The following is a 17681-nucleotide window of genomic DNA, read 5'->3' as shown; positions in this document are numbered from 1 at the left end:
GGGTCGGTGACCGTCTCGCCCGGCGGGAGCGTCCATCGCCCGGTGGCGGCGTCGCCGGGTCAGCGGGCGGGGCAGCGCAACCCCTCCCGGGGGACGGTGAGCGAGATCAGGTAGGCGTCCACCGCCTCGGTGATGCAGGCGGTCTGCGGGTAGGCGGTGTGCCCCTCGCCCTCCCAGGTGAGCACCCGGCCGACCCCCAGCATCGCGGCCAGCCGGGCCGTCTGCTCGTACGGCGTGGCCGGGTCACCGGTGGTGCCCACCACCACGATCGGTGGCGCCCCGTCGGCCGGGCCGGTCGGGTACGGGTCCCGCCCGCCCGGCCACTCGACGCAACCGAACATCCCCACCGCCAGGGCCGGCCCGAACAGCGGGTACTGCTGCCGCCACTGCGACTGCAACTGGCGGATCTGCGCCACGCTGGGCTTCTCGGTCTCGTCGGCGCAGTTGACCGCGAGGTTGGCGTCGAAGAGGTTGGAGTAGTGCCCGTCCTCGCCCCGCCCGGCGTACGCGTCGGCGAGCTTGAACACGTCGGTCGGGTCGCCCTCGTCGAGCCGGTCGATCGCGCGGGCCAACTCCTCCCAACCCGACTCGGTGTAGAGCGAGGAGATCACCGCGTAGAAGACCCACCCGGAGGTGGCCTCCCGCCCGTCGGCACCGCGTACCGGGGAGACCTTCGCCTTGTCGATCGCCGCGGTCACCGCAGCCCGGGCGTCCGGGGCGATCGGGCAGCGGCCGGCATTCGCCGCGCACCACCGGTCGAAGTTGTCGAATGCCCGCTCGAAGCCCCGGGCCTGGCTCTCCGACCCGGCCACCAACTGCTGTCGGGGGTCGACCGCACCGTCGAGCACCAGCGCCCGGACCCGCTGCGGGTAGAGCTGGGCGTAGGTCGCGCCGAGCAGGGTGCCGTAGGAGTAGCCGAGGTAGGTGAGCTTGTCGTCGCCGACGGCGGCCCGCACCGCGTCCATGTCCCGGGCGGCCTGCTCGGTGCCGTAGAGGGGGAGCTGGTCGCCGTACCGGTTGCCGCAGCCCTGGCCGATCCGCCGGTTGAGCGCCTGGTAGGCGTCGAACGACTGCTGGCTGCGCGGGTCGGGGTCGTAGCCGAAGCTGGCGTCCAGGTCGGCGTCGGAGATGCACTTGACCGGGCTGGACCGGGACACCCCGCGTGGGTCGAAGCCGACGATGTCGAACCGGTCGGTGACCGCGGCGGGCAGCCCCCCGAAGGACGGCCCGAAGGACAGGTAGACGGCGGTGTCCACGCCGGAACCGCCCGGCCCACCCGGGTTGATCACCAGGGAACCGATCCGGTCCCGTTGTTTCGAGGACCGGGCCCGCAGCAGCGCGATCTCGAAGGTCTCGCCGCTGCCCGGTCCGGTGGTCGCTCCCGTCCCGGCACCCCAGTTGCGGGGCACCGCGATCCGGGCGCACTCGTAGCGCATGCCCGGGGCACCCCGGCCCACCAGCTCGTCGGCCACCTCCGGGCAGGCCCGCCAGGCGGGCGTGTCGCCCGGTGCCGCCGCCGACGAGTCCTCCGTCCGCGGGGCGAACGCCGGCAGGGTGCACCCGGTGACGAGCAACGCGCCCGCGACGAACCCGGCCAGGGCGAGCCGGAACCGGCGGCTGCGGCGGGCGGTGCTGGTCACCGGCGAACCTCCATGATCGGGTAGCAGTCAGGCTACGCCCGGGTGCCGGCGTCCGGCGGCACGGTCGCCGCCGGATCGCCCCGGAGCACCTGGTCGACGTCGAAGCGCACCGGGCGGTCGAGCTGGTCGTAGCGGCAGGACCGGGGATCGCGGTCGGGCCGCCAGCGGACGAACCGGGCGGTGTGCCGGAACCGGTCGCCCTCCATCGCGTCGTAGCCGACCTCCATCACCAGCGCGGGGCGCAGCGGCACCCAGTCGAGGTTCTTGCCGCCCGTCCAGCGGCTGACCCCGCCGGGGATCCGCTGGCCGCGCTCGTGGTCGCCGTGCACCCACGGGTGCTCCGCGTCGCCCTCCCGGTAGGGGGCCAGCTCGTCGAGCAGCTCCTGCCGGCGGGCCATGGTGAACGAGGCACTGACCCCGACGTGGTGCAGCACCCCGGCGTCGTCGTAGAGGCCCAGCAGCAACGAGCCGACCACCGGCCCGGACTTGTGCCAGCGGAACCCGGCGACCACCACGTCGGCCGTCCGGGCATGTTTGACCTTGGCCATCAGCCGCTTGCCCGGCTGGTAGGTCAGGTCGGCCGGCTTGACGATCAACCCGTCCAGCCCGGCACCCTCGAACACCTCGAACCAGCGCCGGGCGGTCTCCGGATCGGTGGTGACCTGGGTGACGTGCACCGGCGGCCGGACCCCGGCCAGCGCCCGCACCAGACGCTCCCGCCGGGTCGGGTAGGGCTGGTCGACCAGCAGCTCGTCGTCGAGGGCGAGCAGGTCGAAGGCGACGAAGTCGGCCGGGGTCGTCTCGGCGAGCAGGGCGACCCGGGAGGCGGCCGGGTGGATCCGCTGGGCGAGCTGCTCGAAGTCGAGCCGGGGCTGGCCGCCCGGACCGTCGCGCCGGATCACGATCAGCTCGCCGTCGACCGCGCACCGCTCGGGCAGCTGCGCCAGCACCTGCGCGACCACCTCGGGGAAGTAGCGGGTCATCGACTTGCCGCCCCGGCTGGCCAGCTCGACCTCGTCGCCGTCGCGGAACACGATGCAGCGGAAGCCGTCCCACTTGGGCTCGTAGGTCAGGCCGGGATCGGTGGGCAGGCGGGCCACGCTCTTGGCCAGCATCGGCTCGACCGGCGGGTTGATCGGCAGGTCCACGGCGACAGTCAACCAGACGCCACCGACAGTGGTGAGGCAGATCACCGTCGGTCCCGGTCCGGCGTGTCCCCGTGGGTACCGGCCGTCCCTCGGGGGCGGATTCGTCTGCGCAGCTCGGAGCTACCGTCGCGGGGTGGAGTGGCGGTGTGGTTGCTGTGGGCGCTGGCAGGTCAGCGTCGAGCTGGTGCGGGGCCGGCACCGCTACCGCCTGGTGCACCGCTATCCGGCCCGCTTCGGCGGCGGCAGGAACGTGCTCGGCGAGGCGGGCACCGTCGCCGAACTGACCGAGCTGCTCCACCGGCACACCCCGCTGGACCTGGCCGACCTGCGCGAGGCCGGCTGACCCGCGCACCGGCCGAGGCCCCACCCGGCTGACCCGCGCCCCGGCCGAGGCTGCGTCCGGTCGAGGCCCCGTCCGGTCGAGGCTACGTCCGATCCCCGCGTCCGGCCGGGCCGCGTCCCGGCGGGCGCACGGTCGGGAGGTCGCACGGTCGGGAGGGCGACCGGAGGGTGGCCCGGTCACGATCGCTGCGGCAGGCTCGTCGGGGAACCGGGCGGCACGCGGGTGCCGCCGGTGGAGCCACGGAGGCGGCATGCGGTTCGAGACGGCGACCGAGATCGACGCGGACATCGACACGGTCTGGGCGGTGCAGAGCGACATCGACCGCTGGCCCGAGTGGACCGAATCGGTGCGGACCGCCCGCCGGGGTGAGGCCGGACCGTTGGTCCTCGGGGCCACCGCCCGGCTGGAGCAGCCCTGGCTCCGTCCGACGTCCTGGCGGGTCACCGAGATCGACCCGCCCCGCTGCTTCGTCTGGGAGTCCAGCACCCCGGGGGTGCACAGCCGGGGCGAGCACCGGATCGTGCCGCTGCCCGACGGTCGGGTCCGGGTGGAGCTGGCCCTGGTGCTCACCGGACCCCTCGCCGGACCCACCGGCCGGCTCGGCGGCCGGCTGGTGCGCCGTTACCTGCGGTTGGAGGCCGACGGGCTCCGGCGACGCTGCGAGGCCGGCTGAGCCGGGTGGGCGGCACCGCCGGTCGGGTCGCCGGTCGACGACATCGGCCATAGGCTGGGGATGACCCTGGGGAGGCACGGTGTCCGAGTTGACGTACCCCGAGGTGGGTGCGACCCGACGGGGGCCGCTACCGGCGGGCTACCACCACCTGCGGCACACCGCCCCGATGCCGCCCGGCAGTTTCCTGGTCGCCGCCGAGGCGGTGCTGAGCTGGCGGCTGCACCGGGCGGCCGGGGTGCGGATGCGCACCGACGCGCCCCGGGCCGCGCCCGGGGCGCGGGTCACCCCGGGGCTCGGGCTGGGACCACTGCGGGTGTGGGGGCCGTGCGAGGTGGTCTGGGTGGCCGAGGGCGACCGGGAGGCCGGCTTCGGCTACGGCACCCTGCCCGGCCATCCGGAACGCGGGGAGGAAGCGTTCCTGGTCCGCTGCGACGCTGAAGGCAGGGTCAGCTTCGAGGTCACCGCGTTCAGCCGGCCGGACCGCTGGTTCATGACCGCCGCCGGGCCCGCCGGTCGCGCCGTCCAGCACGGGTACGCCCGTTGGCTGGCCCACACCCTGCGCCGGCTCTCCCACCAGCCGACGTCATGAGCGACCCGGGGTCGCCTCGGTAACGGCAGCCACCCGCCCCGGTAGCCCCCTGCATCGGCGACACGGCGCACCGGGTCCCCGCCCGGCGGGGCGACGGTGGCTGGTGGGGAGGGGTCAGAAGCGGGCGAAGGAGCGGATCGGCATCCGGGGACCGAACCGGGGCGCCTGGATGCCGGCGACGGCCAGCAGCAGGCAGACCCGACCCCGGTGACCCCGGAACGGGGCGAGCAGGTCGAGCATCCGGGCGTCGTCACCGCGCGCCTCACCGGCGAGCGCCCAGGCCACCGTGTTCGGCACGTGGTAGTCGCCGACGCTTACCGCGTCCGGGTCGCCGTACCCGATCCGGACCACCTCGGCGGCGGTCCACGGGCCGATGCCGGGGATCGCGGTGAGCCGTCGGGTCGCCTCGGCGCTGTCGACGCAGCGTTCCAGCCGGTCGGCCAGGGCGGCGGCCCGCCGTAGCGTGTCGGCCCGGCGCTGCTCCACGCCGAACGGGTGGAACACCCAGTACGGCGTCGCCGCCACGGTGGCCGCGTCGGGTGGCAGCAGCAGCGGCTGGAACGGGCCGGGCGCGGGCTCGGCGAAGTGCCGTACGGTCGCCGCGTACGCCCGGTACGCCTCCGTGCCGGTGACCTTCTGTTCGAAGACGGCGCGCAGCACCCGGGGGAAGAGTTGGCCGGTGGCGGGCATCCGCAGCCCCCGGTGCCGGGCGGCCAGTTCGGCCACCACCGGATGGGCGGCGGCCAGCTCGGCGAAGCCGGTCAGGTCGTCGCGCAGGCCGGCGACCGCGTCGGCCCGCTCGACCACCCAGTCGGCACCCGGCCCGTGGCCCTCGGCGACCAGTTCCCCCTGCCCAGGGCGCAGGGCGAGGGTGGCCGGACCGGCCGGGGTGCGGGTGGCCCACCAGAAGGTGCCGGCGGCGATCCGCGCACACGGGTCGTACGGGCTGAAGGTGAGGGGCCGGACGGAGGCGGTGAACCGGTAGTCGGCCGGCGGTCGCAGCACCCGGCGTGCTGCCGGCTCGTCCCAGGTCACCCCGTCACTGTGCCATGCCCGGGCGGCCGGGTCACCCGGCCCCGCCCCGGCGTCCGGCCCCGCCCCGGCGAGGGGCCGGGGCCGGAAATGGACGACACCGCCGACGCCCTGCGCGTCGGCGGTGTCTCCATCCCGGAGTGGACCGGCCGCCCGAGCGGCCGTGGGTGCGGGGTTGGGGGGACCTTCGATGGCGCGCGCCCGCTGGCGTGTGGCGCGTCCACCGCCCTCGTCCGCTCCGGGGGTTCGTGGGGGGAGGGTCCGGCGGGTGGTACCGCGACGCCGGCCCGGTGAGGGCCGGCGTCGCGGCCGGGACCGTGCGACGCTGCCGGTACGTCGAGGCCCTGGTGTGCCGGTGGCCGGCCGCGCCCTCCCCGGCTGCGACCGGCCACCGTGTCCCGGCTGATGCTGGATCAGTAGGTGTAGTCGCCGCCGCTGCTGGAGCCGCCCGAGTCGCCGGCCGCCGGCGGGGCGACCGCCTTCGGGGTGCCGGTGGGCAGGCAGGTCAGGTTCTTCTTGCCGTTCGGGTCGACCACGAACCAGGTGCCGCCGACGCCCTGGCCCTTCCACTGGCCGGCCTTCTTGTCGCCGATGTAGCGGTAGACCGGCCAACCACCGATGGTGATCTGGCGGGTGCCGTCCTGGCGGGTGACGGTGCCGACCTTGTCGTCGGAGACGCCCTGGAGCTGCGGGTTGCCGTCGGTCAGCGCGGGCGGCCAGACCTGGGCGCACTTGTCGACGCAGTTCGACGACGGCGGATCGTCGGAGTCCTTGTCGAAGCGGTAGAGGATGAAGCCCTCCTGGTCCACCACGACCTTGCCCATCCGGGCGATCTTCTTACCGACGAGCTGGTCGGTGAGCTGAACGTTGGCCGGGGGCGGCGCCTGGTCGGCGGCGGGGGCGCCCGAGGCGCCGGGCGCACCGGGGGAGGCCGAGGAATCCGGCTCGACCGACGCGGTGGGCTCGGCCGCGGCGACGGCGACCGGCTCGGCTGCGCTGGAGTTCGCTCCGTTGTAACCTGCGGGTGCGCAGGCCGTGAGTGCGACCACCGCGCTCGCGACGATGACGGTCGTCCGCTTGATCTTTGCCACGTGCCCTCCTCATTCTTGGCGGTTCACCGAGTAGTACGGAGCGTCCACTGTCAAGGTTGAACGATCTACAGTGGGCCATTTCACATCTGATTCGTTGAACCGTTCCGGCCGGCCGTACGTGTGCGCCAGCAGAGGCACCCTCCGGGCCCGGAAAGCCGAAACGGCGTCGACCCGGACCGGGTCGACGCCGTTTCGACGGTTGGTTCAGGGAACCAGGGTCACCAGCGGACTCGCCACCCCGTTGGCGTCCACCGACTGCACCTGCAACTTCGCGATCTCACCGCGCGGCGCCGAGGTGGACGCCTCCAACTGGAGATTCTGCGGGTTGGCGGTGGTGCCGTAACCCGTTCCCGGCACCGCCCAGGTGGAGATCACCTCGGTGGTGTCGTTCTTGCGGATGACCACCAGCCGGCAGGTGCGCGGGCCGGGCAGCCGGGTCAGGTTGAACCCGATCCAGGTGCCGTACTCCTTGCTGGCGAGCCACATGGTGGTCTTCACCCCGGTGCTGCCGTCGGTCGCGTCGAACTGGTCGCCCTCGATCTCGGTGCCACCCACCGACGGCCCCGACCGGGTCGGCTGCGGGCTCGCCGGCCCGTCCACCGGCGCGGACCGGCTCGGCTCGGCGATCACCGGGCCGGAACCGCCGCCCGGGTTGCCGAAGGTGGCCACACCGACGCCGCTGAGCGCGCCGACCGCCACCACCGCGGCGGCCATCGACAGCACCTGCCGGAACCGGGCCTTGCGCCGGTGGGTACGGACCGCGACCAGGGTACGGTCCAACAGCCGCGGGTCCGTCGCGGTCTGCTCCATCGCCATCATCGTCTCGCCGTCGATGTCGGAGAGCAGCCCCACCACCGGGACCATGGTCTCCAACTCGGCGGCACACGCCCAGCAGGTCGCGAGGTGTTCCTCGAACCGTTCGGTGTCCTGCACGTCCAGGACGCCGAGCGCGTAGGCGGCTACGTCCATATGGTCTGCCCGGCTCATTCCGTCACCCCCCTCTCCTGTAGGGCCGTGCGCAGCGCGCGCAGCGCGTAGTAGACCCGCGACTTCGCGGTGCCCAGCGGCAGGCCCAACTCCTCGGCCGCCTCCGGCACCGTCCGGCCACGGAAGTACGTCGCCACCAGGATCTCCCGGTGCGACTGGCTCAACGTACGCAGCGCGTCCGCCACCGTCATGGTGCGCAGCACCCGGTCGGTGCTGTCCGCCTCGGCGAACGCCGTCAGATCCCGGTCGTACGTCTCCGGCGGGCGGGCCTGCTCGCTGCGGTGCTCGTCGATGGCGATCCGCCGGGCCACCGTGACCAGCCAGGGCCGCAGCGAACCCTGCCCCTGCACGCCCAGCCGGTGTGCGTTGCGCCAGGCCCGCAGCAGCGTCTCCTGGACGATGTCCTCGGCGCGCTGCCGGTCACCACCGGTCAACCGCATCACGAACATCAGCAGCGGGCCGGCGTGCTCGGCGTAGAGCAGCCGGACCAACTGGTCGGAGTGGCTCGCCTCCGGGGTCGTCGCCGGGGCCTGGTGCCGCCCGGGCGCCGACCGCGGAGTCACCGGGCCATTCTGGCGATCGGTGGGGCCGGCGTCGACCCCCCGGCTTGACCTCGACGCACGCGACTGCGGCTGGGCCCGGGCGAACATCCACCCTGGCCTGGCCAATTCGCCGTGCAAGCCGGCCGCGACCGCACTCATCCAGACCTCCTGCTGTCCACCGACATCAGCGGGCCCACGGGGAGGGCGCCGACCCTTGATACGGAACGCCCATCCCGGCGGATCAACGGCGGACCGAAAAAATTCCTGGCGGCGGCGGAACGGAGCCCGTGGCGTCCGCGTCGGTGACCACCGCCGCGCCGGCCACGAACCGGTCCAACTGGTCGCCGGCCAGCACCCGACCGGGGAACCAGTCCCCGGCCGCGCGGCGGGTCAACTCCGGCACCGGCGGCTCGACCCGCCCCGCCACCAGCACCAGGTTGCCGTGCCGCCGCCCCCGCAGCACGGCCGCGTCACCGACCAGGGCGGCCCGGGGCAGCACCGAACGCACCGTCGCCACCTGGGCGCGGGCGTGCCGCAACGGTGGACCGTCGGCCAGGTTGGCCAGGTACCAGCCGCCCGGCGCGAGCACCCGGGCCACCTGCCCCGCGTACTCCGCGCTGGTCAGGTGGGCGGGGGTACGCGCACCGGCGAAGACGTCGGCGACCACCACGTCGTACCCGCCGTCGCGGCTGGCCTCCAGGGTGGCCCGGGCGTCGGCGACCCGCACCTTCAGCCGGGAGTCGGCCGGCCAGGGCAGCTCTCGGCGGACCAGCTCCACCAGCGCGCCGTCGACCTCGGCGACCCGCTGCGTCGACCCGGGCCGGGTGACCTGCACGTACCGGGGCAGGGTCAGCGCGCCGCCGCCCAGGTGCAGCACCCGCAGCGGGGCCCCCGGCGGGGCGAGCAGGTCCAGCGCCGCGCCGAACCGACGGACGTACTCGAACTCCAGGTGCGTCGGGTCGGCCAGGTCCACGTGCGACTGCGGGGCGTCGTCGAGCAGCAGCGTCCACGAGCGCGGCCGGTCCGGGTCCGGCACCAGCTCGGCCCGACCGGTGTCCACGTCCACGACGATCCGGTCGTCGCCCCGACGGCGGCCCATCAGCGGCACCTCCCATGGTCGTGGCCCATCAGCGACGCATCCCGCTGCGGCTGGCCATGGTCAGCGCGCGGTGCAGCAACCGGGCGTCGCCCAGCAGCCCGCGCAGCCGCCGCTCCAACCCGGCGATCGGCACCAGGTTCTGCGGGGCCCGGGGGTCCTTGTACGGCGAGGAGGCGAACCGGGGCAGGGTGACCAGCGACAGGTCGGCCAGCGCGATCGCGTCCTGCGGTTCGAGGTCGGGCGAGCACTCCAGCCGGACGATCCCGGCCCACGGCGCACCCACCGTCACCGGCAGCCGCAGGTACCACGACCAGCCACCCCAGGCGGTGCCGAGCCGGAACACCGGGGACCGCTGGCCGGAGCCCAGCCCGGTGACCACGGCGGTGAGCCGGGCGTCGAGATACTGGCTGTGCTGGGTCTTGATGTAGCCCAGGGTGCGCGGCAGCTGCCGACGCGCCCGCAGCGGGCCGTCCACCACCAGCAGGTCCCCGTCGGTGCGGGCCGCGTCGGACACGGCGACCTCCAGGGCGGTCAGCGGGGCCTGCACCGCCGCGGGCAGCTTGCTCAGCTCCCCGGTGCCGCCGACCCGGTGCACCGGGTAGCGCACCTGCCCGCAGGCCACCTCCTGCGCCGACGGGCTGGCCGTGAACAGGCCCCGACCCACCCGTGCCCCGGCCAGCTCGGCCGCGCCGCGCTCCAGGTCACAACGGACCACCCCGGCCGCGTACGAGGCGGCGATCCCCGGGTACGAGGCACCGTCCTCCTCGGCCGTCCACACGCTGGCGTCGATCCGGCGTACCCCGTCGACGAGCAGCACCACGTCCGGGGCGGCCACCCCCGGGCGCGGCCCGATCGCCCGCCAGTCCACCGCCGGCAGTTCCACGTCGGTGTCGACCTGGGTGCTGCTCGGCGTCACCGGCCCACCCGGCGTCGCCTCGAACGACGCCCCGTAGGACGGGTCCCAGGCGTCCACGAACAGCTGCGGCCCGGTCACGTCACCGCCCCACGAACCGACCTCGCGCTCACCGGGCCCGCCTTTCGTTCGCGACTGCGGGGCTCCGCTGCGCTGCACTCCTCGCGCTCACCGGCCGGTCCGTTCGACGTGGGCCGTGCGGGCGTCCTTGCGGACCTCGAAACGCACCGGGATGCGCTCGGCCAGCGCCGGCACGTGGGTGACCACGCCGACCATCCGGTCACCCCGGGCGGCCAGGCTCTCCAGGGTGGCGGCGACGATGTCCAGGGTGGCCGCGTCGAGGGTGCCGAACCCCTCGTCCAACACGATCGACTCCAGGCTGGCGGCGGTGGTGGACATCCCGGCGAGCTGCTCGGACAGGGCCAGCGCCAGCGCCAGCGACGCCTGGAACGTCTCCCCGCCGGACAGCGTCCGCACCCCCCGGCGCAGCCCCGCGTCGTGGTGGTCGACCACGAAGAACTCACCCTTGTCGTGGACCAGGTCGTACTGCCCCTGGGACAGCTCCCGCAGGATCCGGGAGGCCCCGTCGACCAGCAGGTCCAACGCCTCGGCCAACAGCCACCGCTCGAAGTTGTTGGCCCGCAGGTGCCCGGCCAGCGCCCGCGCCGTACGCGCCTGCCGTTCGTGCTCGGCGCGCTGTTCCCGCAGCTGGAGGGCCTGCGCGCGGCGTTCGGTGATCCGCCGCAGGTCGGCCTCGGCCCGCTCGGCGGCCACCGCGACCGCCTGCGCCGGGTCGTCGGCGGGGGGCAGCCCGGCGGCGTCGAGCAGGCCGCCGAGGCGTTCCTCGACCGACTCGGCGGCCGACCGCGCCATGTGCACCGCCTCGACCAGAGCGTCCCGCTCGGCCCGTCGTCGCCCGGCCTGCGCGCCGGCCCACCCGACCAGGGCCGTCCAGGCGGCGGCGACGTCGTCCCGGTCGGCGGCCGGCGGCCCGAACCGGGCCAGCCCGTCCCGGGTGGTGTCGAAGTCCCGCCAGGCGGCCCGCAGCCGCTCCTCGGCGGTGTCGGCCGCCCCCCGGGCCCGCCGGGCGGCGTCCCGGCCGGACCGTACCGCCGCCGCCGCCTCGTCGAGTGCCTGCCGCAGCCGGGCGTGCTCGGCGAGCTGGTCGCGCAGCGCCGCCGGGGTGGCCGCCCCGGCGAGCTGCCCGGCCAGCTCGGTCAGCCGGCCGTGCAGCTGGTCGTGCTGGGCCCGCAGCCGGACCAGTGTCCGGTCCCGCTCCCGGGCGGCGGTGTCCCGCTCGTCGACCAGCGCCTGCGCGGCCTTGCTGGCCGCCCGGGCCGCCTTGCCGGCGGCGGTCGCCGCAGCCACCGCCGAACCGGCCGGCAACGCCGGCACCCGGGGCACCGGCTGCACGCAGACCGGGCAGGTCGCGCCGTCGACCAGGTGCGCCCGGAGCGCGACCGCCTGGTCGGTGGCCTTGGCCTCCTCGTGCGCCCGGAACGCCGCCTCCAGCTCGGCCTCGGCCCGTGCCGCCGCCTCCCGGGCCGCGTCGAGCGCCGCCACCGCCGTGTCGTGCGCGGCCCGCGCCGCGTCCAGCGCCGCCCGGACCGTGTCCGCCTCGCCGGCGAGCCGCTCCGCGTCGGCGTGCGCGCGCAGCAGCAGCCGCAGGGCGCTCTCGTCGCCCGCGCCCGCCAACTCGCCGCGCAGCTTCTCCTCCCGCTCCTCGGCCAACGCCACGGTGCGGGCCGCCGCGTCGACCGCCGCCCGCGCGGTGCTCACCGCGTGGGCCACCTCGGCCACCCCGGCGGGGGCGCGCACCCCCGCCAGCCCGGCCAGATCGGCGTCGAGCGCCGCCAGCGCCGCCGTGGCCTCCCGCGCCGCCGCCCACGCCCGCTCCCGCTCCGGTACGGCCGCCGCCACCGCCCCGGACAGCTCCCGGATCCGGTCGACCTGCGCGGACGCGGTGGCCAGCGTCGCGTCGTCGACGTCGGTCAACCCGCCGAGCACCCGGGCGACCGCCTCCAGCTTCGCCTCGGCCTGCCCGGCGCGTTCGGTGGCCCGTTTCTGCACGCTCTCGTAGACGCCGAGGCCGAGCAGGTTGACCAGGATCTGCTGCCGGGTGGCCGGCTTGGCGTGCAGGAAGTCGGCGAACTGCCCCTGCGGCAGCACCACGCAGGAGGTGAACTGCTCGTACGGCAGCCCGACCGCGTCCAGCACGGCCTGTTCCATCTCGGCCGGGGTGCCGGCCAGCACCTCGCCCAGGTCCTCCGGGCTGAGCCCGGTGTCGAGCTTGGTGATGTCGAACCCGGGCGGCATCAGCTGCAACCCGGCGTTGGCGGTCTTGACCGTGCCCCGGCCGTCGCGGCGGACCACCCGGGTCGCCACGTACCGGTCGCCGGCCGACTCGAAGACCAACCGGACCCGGGCCTCCACCGCCGACGGGGCGAGCGCGTTGGCCAGCCCCCGGGCGCCACCCCAGCGGGGCACCGAGCCGTAGAGGACGAAGCAGATCGCGTCCAGCACCGTCGACTTGCCCGAGCCGGTCGGCCCGACCAGGGCGAAGAAGTCGGCGTCGGTGAAGTCGACGGTGGTCTCGTCGCGGAAGACGGTGAAACCGGCCAGGTCCAGCCGCATCGGTCGCATCAGCGCTCCACCTCCTCCAGCAACTCGTCGAAGAGGTCCCGGACCCCGTCGTCGTCGTGCCCCCGGCTGCCCAGGTAGTCGGCGAACAGCTCGCGGGGGGAGCGGCCGGCCCGCTGGGCGACCCGGGTGCCGCTGCCCGGGGTGGGCAGCAGCTCCGGGTCGATCCGGATCTCCAACGCGCGGGGAAACAGCTCCTGCACCTCCTCCCGCAGGCCGGCCCGGGGCTGCTCCCGGACGAACACCCGCAGCCAGCCCTCGGGCGGGTCGGCCTCGGCCAGTTGGGCGAGGGTGCCGCGCACCGTACGCAGCGGCACCGCCGCCGACACCGGCACCTCCCGGATCCGGGCGGCGGAGTGCGCGCCCACCTCGACCAGGGTCACCGAGCAGACGTTCTCCTGCTCGCCGAAGTCGACCGCGAGCGGGCTGCCGCTGTAGCGGATCGGGCACGGGCCGATCACCCGCTGCGACCGGTGCAGGTGCCCCAGGGCCACGTAGTGCGCGGTGCCCGGGAAGACCGACGTCGGCACCGCGTAGCCGAGGACGGTGTGCGCGTCCCGCTCGCCGCCACCGGTGCTCGCCCCGACCACGGTGAGGTGGGCGGTGACCAGGTGCACCCGGTCCGGCTCGGTGAAACCCTCGGTCAGCTTCGCCAGCACCCGGCCGAGGTGGTCGGCGTAGGTCTGGGTGGCCTCGGCGGCGGTCAGCTCGTACATCTCCACCGCGCGGACCGCGTACCGCTGGGACAGGAAGGGCAGCGCGGCGAGCTGCCACCGCTCACCGTCGGCGGTGACGCCGTCGATGACGTGCTCGGCCGGGTTGTCGCGGACCCCGCCGCGCAGGGTGATGCCGGCCGCCTCCGCCCAGGGGCGCAACGCGTCGAGGGCGTGGCCGTTGTCGTGGTTGCCGCCGATCGCCACCACGTCGGCCCCGGTCCGGCGCAGCGCGGTCAACGCCCGGGTGACCAGCCGGGTCGCCTCCGGGCTCGGCGCGGCCGTGTCGTAGAGGTCGCCAGCGACGATGACGAGGTCGGGGCGCTCGGCGTGGGCGATCTCCATGACCCCGGCCAGCACCTGCTTGTGCTCCTCGGCCCGGGACTGCCCCTTGAGCACCTTGCCGACGTGCCAGTCGGAGGTGTGCAGGATCTTCATGGCGGCCAGCCCCCTAGAACGGAATGTCGTCGTCGGCGCCGCCCGAGCCGACCACGGCGAACGGGTCGATCGAGCCGGTGATCGAACGCAGCGTCTCCGACGGGGCCCGGCCCGCCTCGGACACCCGGGTCGCCCAGGCCGGGAAGGGGAACTCCAGGCACAGCGGGACCGGGATGTCCGGCTGGTTGACGAACATGGTGCCCGGCTTGGCCAGCAGGGCGCGTTGCCGCTGGGCCGGCGGGAGGAAGCCGTACTCCGGGCGGGACGCCTCGGCCGGGTCGAGCCGGCCGACCACCCGGATCGCCGAGTTGGTGACGATCCGCCGCTCGACCTCGCTGGCCGTCTGCTGCGCGCCGACCAGGATCACCCCGAGCGACCGGCCCCGCTCGGCGATGTCGAGCAGCACCTCCTTGATCGGGGAGGAGCCCTCGCGGGGGGCGTACTTGTTGAGCTCGTCGAGGACGACGAAGAGCAGCGGCTTGGCGGTGCCGGACTTCTCCTTGCGTTCGAACTCGCCGCGGAGCGTCACGCCGACCACGAAGCGCTGCGCGCGGTCCGGGAGGTTGTGCAGGTCGACCACGGTGACCTGGGCGCTCTCGGCGGTGTTGATCGCGTGCGGGCGGCGGGTGGCCAGGTCGCCCCGGATCAGTCGACCCAGGTCCTTCTTGCTGCCGATCAGCCGGCGGGCGAACGCGTTGACGGTGCCCAGGCCGACCGCGCTGCCCGCCCAGTCGCCCCGGGTCTCGTCGTCGTTGAGCTGCTCGACGACGTGGTCGACGAGGTCGGCGTAGGAGCCGAGGCGCACCCCGTCGACGCTGACCCCACCGTCGGCGGGCTGGGCGTAGCGGGCCAGGTGGGCGGTGACCGAGTGCACCACCATCGTGTACTGCTGGCGTTCGTCGTCGGCGTCGGCGAAGACGTACGGCAGGAGGCGTTCGGCGCAGAACTCGCTCAGCGTCCAGTAGAAGGCGTCGACGCCGGTGAGCCGGCTGCTCACGTCGGGGGTGCCGGAGGCGTCGCCGACCCGGGGCGGGGCGTACACCCGCACGTCGGGGAACGCCCCCGCGGCCAGCCCCAGCTTGGCGTACGCGGCCCGGGTGGGATCGTCGAGACGGGCGTTGGGGTGGTCGAGGAAGAGCAGGTCCTCGCCCTTGACGTTGAAGATCAGCGCCTTGGCGTTGACCGCGTCGCCGCCCAGCACCCCGGAACGGAACACCGAGTAGAGCAGGAAGGTGGCGAAGCTGGTCTTGGTGGCCACCCCGGAGATGCCGGAGATCGACACGTGTGCGCCCCGGCTGCCGTCGAGGAAGTCGGCGTTGAGGTAGACCGGGACGCCGTCGCGGCCCATCCCCATCGGGATGCGCCGTTCCATCCGGTCGAAGTGCAGCGCGCGGGCGCGGGCGTCGCCCTCGGCCCGGTAGACCGTCGCGCCCGGCGCGGGCGGCACGTACAGCTCCGGGTCGACCCGGGTGGTGGTGATCTCGGCGGCCTCCTGCACCTGGGCCGGGAGGGTGCCGTCGGCGATGGCGAAGACGTCCGACTCGAACTGGGCGCCCTCGTGCCGGGCGCGGACCTGGGTGACCACCCCGGCGATGGTGACCGGCTCCCGGTCGGGCAGGTCGCGCCGGGTGACCACCACGTCGTCGAGCTGGAGGTAGCTGCCCGGGGAGACGGCCGTCCAGAACTGCAACGGGGTGGCGTCGGCGGTGCCGAGCACCCGGCCGACGGGCTCGCCGGGGCTGTCGATCCGGCCGTCGATCCGGTCGTCGGTCATCCGCGGGCTCCGGTCAGCTGGTCGTCTCGGTCAGGGCGCACGACCTGCATCCTGCCCGAGGAGTGCGACAGGTTGCCACGCGACGCGGCGGACGCCACCGGCGGGCGGCCGTGGCGGCGACCCCGGGGAGGCGTACGACCGCCGATTCGGTGACCCGGGGGGAGTGTGCGGTCACCGACGGTCGAGATGTCGGGTGCGGGTGACCGCGTTTCGGCAGGTGGCGCGGGGTGACGGAAATACTCCGAAAAAATCTCGGTCCAGGGCGTGACAGAAACCGGCCGGTTGGGCTGAGAATAGCCACAGCCGACATCGAGGATCTTCTTCCTTCGGTGCCGGTTGTCACGCCCGTAACCTGCGGACACGTGACCGGCCCACGGTCCACCACCGGCGGGCCATCGTCAGTCGGCACCCCCCCGACTGTCCCTGTGGAGGCAGAACCCCGATGCGCCGAACCCCCCTGATGAGCGGCCTCGCCACGGCCGCTCTCCTGGCCACCGTCGTCACGGTGCCCACGGCGGCCACCGCCGCACCCACCGGTACCGCCGACCCGTTCACCCGCGCGGTCGCCCAGCTCAAGGCCCACTCCGGTGCCGGCCTCGCCGCCGACGGCCAGACGTTCACCCCCCGCAACGTGGTGACCGACGCCGACGGCACCGAGCACGTCCGGCTCAACCGCTACTCCGACGGTCTGCCCGTCCTCGGCGGCGACCTGGTCGTCCACCTCGGCAAGGGCGACTCCTGGCGCGGCGCCACCCACCGCCTCGCCAACGCCCCGCAACGCGCCCCGAAGGCCAAGCTCAGCGAGGCCGCCGCCAGCAAGATCGCGTACGCCGCATCGACCGCCACCGGCCGCTCCGTGGCCGGCGCGCAGCTCGTCTTCGACGCCGGTGACACCGCGACCACCCTCGCCTACGAGGTGGTGGTCGGCGGCACCCACGCCGACGGCACCCCGAGCGAGCTGCACGTGCTGGTCGACGCCACCACCGGCGCGGTCCGCGACTCGTGGGAGGGCGTGCAGCGGGAGGGCACCGGCAACACCTTCCACTCGGGCACGGTCTCGGTCGGCAGCAACCTGTCCGGCAGCACCTACCAGCTCGCCGACCCGGCCCGGGGCAACCACCGCACCTACGACCTCAACGGCAGGACCAGCGGCACCGGCACCCTGGTCACCAGCACCAACAACGTGTTCGGCAACGGCACCCTGACCAACCGGCAGACCGCCGCCGCCGACGCCGCCTTCGGCGCGCAGAAGACCTGGGACTACTACAAGAGCGCGCACGGCCGCAACGGCATCCGCAACGACGGCGTCGGCGCGTACAGCCGGGTGCACTACAGCAGCAACTACGCCAACGCGTTCTGGCAGGACGCCTGCTTCTGCATGACCTACGGCGACGGCGGTTCCGGCTGGTACCCGCTGACCTCGCTCGACGTGGCCGGGCACGAGATGACCCACGGGGTCACCAGCAACACCGCCGGGCTGCGCTACAGCGGCGAGTCCGGTGGCCTCAACGAGGCCACCAGCGACATCTTCGGCACCCTGGTCGAGTTCTACGCGGCCAGCGCCAAGGACCCGGGCGACTACCTGATCGGGGAGAAGCTGCGCAGCACCGGCACCCCGCTGCGCTACATGGACAAGCCCTCCAAGGACGGCAAGTCGGCGGACTGCTGGAGCAGCTCGGTCGGCGGCCTGGACGTGCACTACTCCTCGGGTGTGGCCAACCACTTCTTCTACCTGCTCGCCGTGGGCAGCGGCACCTCCTCCTACGGCACCAGCACGACCTGCAACGGCACCACCATCACCGGCATCGGCAACACCAAGGCCGGAGCGATCTGGTACCGGGCGCTGACCCGCTACATGACCACCACCACCAACTACAAGGGCGCCCGCACCGCGACCCTGTCGGCCGCCACCGACCTGTACGGCGCGACCAGCACCGAGTACAAGACGGTCGCCGCCGCCTGGGCGGCCGTGAGCGTCAGCTGATCCCGGTCCGGCGGCGACGGCTCTCCGTCGCCGCCGGACCGTCGCGTTCATCCGCGGGGCGTGGCCACACCGGGC

15 protein-coding genes are annotated in these 17681 nt (G+C 74.4%); 4 read left to right on the top strand and 11 right to left on the bottom strand.

The features are described from left to right. Nucleotides 1-59: 59 nt before the first annotated feature. The gene (locus tag AB0C22_RS26580; RefSeq protein WP_219470803.1) at nucleotides 60-1598 is read right to left on the bottom strand and encodes an alpha/beta hydrolase; all 1539 of its coding nucleotides are present in this window, start codon (nucleotides 1596-1598) and stop codon (nucleotides 60-62) included. Nucleotides 1599-1672: 74 nt separating this feature from the next. Continuing rightward, a complete protein-coding gene (locus AB0C22_RS26575) occupies nucleotides 1673-2788 on the bottom strand; it encodes an ATP-dependent DNA ligase (RefSeq protein WP_357537721.1) in 1116 nt (371 codons plus the stop codon). Nucleotides 2789-2921: 133 nt separating this feature from the next. Here AB0C22_RS26575 and AB0C22_RS26570 point away from each other — a divergent pair, with 133 nt between their 5' ends. The 3 genes from AB0C22_RS26570 (at nucleotide 2922) to AB0C22_RS26560 (ending at nucleotide 4393) form a co-directional block, all read left to right on the top strand. Continuing rightward, a complete protein-coding gene (locus tag AB0C22_RS26570) occupies nucleotides 2922-3131 on the top strand; it encodes a hypothetical protein (protein WP_208569499.1) in 210 nt (69 codons plus the stop codon). A 250-nt stretch (nucleotides 3132-3381) separates the two neighbouring features. Continuing rightward, the gene (locus tag AB0C22_RS26565; RefSeq protein ID WP_219468759.1) at nucleotides 3382-3804 is read left to right on the top strand and encodes an SRPBCC family protein; all 423 of its coding nucleotides are present in this window, start codon (nucleotides 3382-3384) and stop codon (nucleotides 3802-3804) included. Nucleotides 3805-3883: 79 nt separating this feature from the next. After that, complete coding sequence (locus AB0C22_RS26560) at nucleotides 3884-4393, top strand: DUF1990 domain-containing protein (RefSeq protein ID WP_219468761.1); 510 nt, start codon at nucleotides 3884-3886, stop codon at nucleotides 4391-4393. 114 nt (nucleotides 4394-4507) lie between these two features. Here AB0C22_RS26560 and AB0C22_RS26555 read toward each other — a convergent pair whose 3' ends face one another. From AB0C22_RS26555 to AB0C22_RS26515, 9 genes are all read right to left on the bottom strand, one after another. Further along, a complete protein-coding gene (locus AB0C22_RS26555) occupies nucleotides 4508-5428 on the bottom strand; it encodes a DNA-3-methyladenine glycosylase 2 family protein (protein WP_219468764.1) in 921 nt (306 codons plus the stop codon). 410 nt (nucleotides 5429-5838) lie between these two features. Next, a complete protein-coding gene (locus tag AB0C22_RS26550; protein WP_357537719.1) occupies nucleotides 5839-6516 on the bottom strand; it encodes a hypothetical protein in 678 nt (225 codons plus the stop codon). 204 nt (nucleotides 6517-6720) lie between these two features. Then, entirely contained in the window at nucleotides 6721-7485 is a 765-nt protein-coding gene (locus AB0C22_RS26545; RefSeq protein ID WP_255597934.1) for a zf-HC2 domain-containing protein, read from the bottom strand. A gap of 14 nt (nucleotides 7486-7499) precedes the next feature. Next, complete coding sequence (locus AB0C22_RS26540) at nucleotides 7500-8204, bottom strand: sigma-70 family RNA polymerase sigma factor (protein ID WP_219468769.1); 705 nt, start codon at nucleotides 8202-8204, stop codon at nucleotides 7500-7502. Between the two features lie 82 nt (nucleotides 8205-8286). Continuing rightward, nucleotides 8287-9144 carry a fused MFS/spermidine synthase gene (locus tag AB0C22_RS26535; RefSeq protein WP_208570737.1) on the bottom strand — a complete coding sequence of 286 codons (858 nt, stop codon included), beginning with the start codon at nucleotides 9142-9144 and terminating at the stop codon, nucleotides 8287-8289. Between the two features lie 28 nt (nucleotides 9145-9172). After that, the gene (locus AB0C22_RS26530; RefSeq protein WP_219468772.1) at nucleotides 9173-10138 is read right to left on the bottom strand and encodes a hypothetical protein; all 966 of its coding nucleotides are present in this window, start codon (nucleotides 10136-10138) and stop codon (nucleotides 9173-9175) included. Between the two features lie 87 nt (nucleotides 10139-10225). Beyond that, a complete protein-coding gene (locus tag AB0C22_RS26525; RefSeq protein ID WP_357537716.1) occupies nucleotides 10226-12700 on the bottom strand; it encodes an SMC family ATPase in 2475 nt (824 codons plus the stop codon). Further along, nucleotides 12700-13848 (bottom strand): exonuclease SbcCD subunit D, encoded by a 1149-nt coding sequence (locus AB0C22_RS26520; protein WP_357537714.1) that lies wholly within the window; start codon nucleotides 13846-13848, stop codon nucleotides 12700-12702. The genes AB0C22_RS26525 and AB0C22_RS26520 overlap by 1 nt, the downstream gene beginning before the upstream one ends. A 13-nt stretch (nucleotides 13849-13861) precedes the next feature. Continuing rightward, the gene (locus AB0C22_RS26515) at nucleotides 13862-15622 is read right to left on the bottom strand and encodes an ATP-binding protein (protein WP_219468776.1); all 1761 of its coding nucleotides are present in this window, start codon (nucleotides 15620-15622) and stop codon (nucleotides 13862-13864) included. A gap of 442 nt (nucleotides 15623-16064) precedes the next feature. Here AB0C22_RS26515 and AB0C22_RS26510 point away from each other — a divergent pair, with 442 nt between their 5' ends. Beyond that, the gene (locus tag AB0C22_RS26510; protein ID WP_219468778.1) at nucleotides 16065-17606 is read left to right on the top strand and encodes a M4 family metallopeptidase; all 1542 of its coding nucleotides are present in this window, start codon (nucleotides 16065-16067) and stop codon (nucleotides 17604-17606) included. Nucleotides 17607-17681: the final 75 nt, after the last annotated feature.

This window comes from Micromonospora sp. NPDC048894, assembly GCF_040649765.1.
Classification (GTDB): Bacteria; Actinomycetota; Actinomycetes; order Mycobacteriales; family Micromonosporaceae; genus Micromonospora; species Micromonospora antibiotica.
Note: the sequence above shows the minus strand (reverse complement) of the source record. Positions and strands in the feature narration are given on the sequence as shown.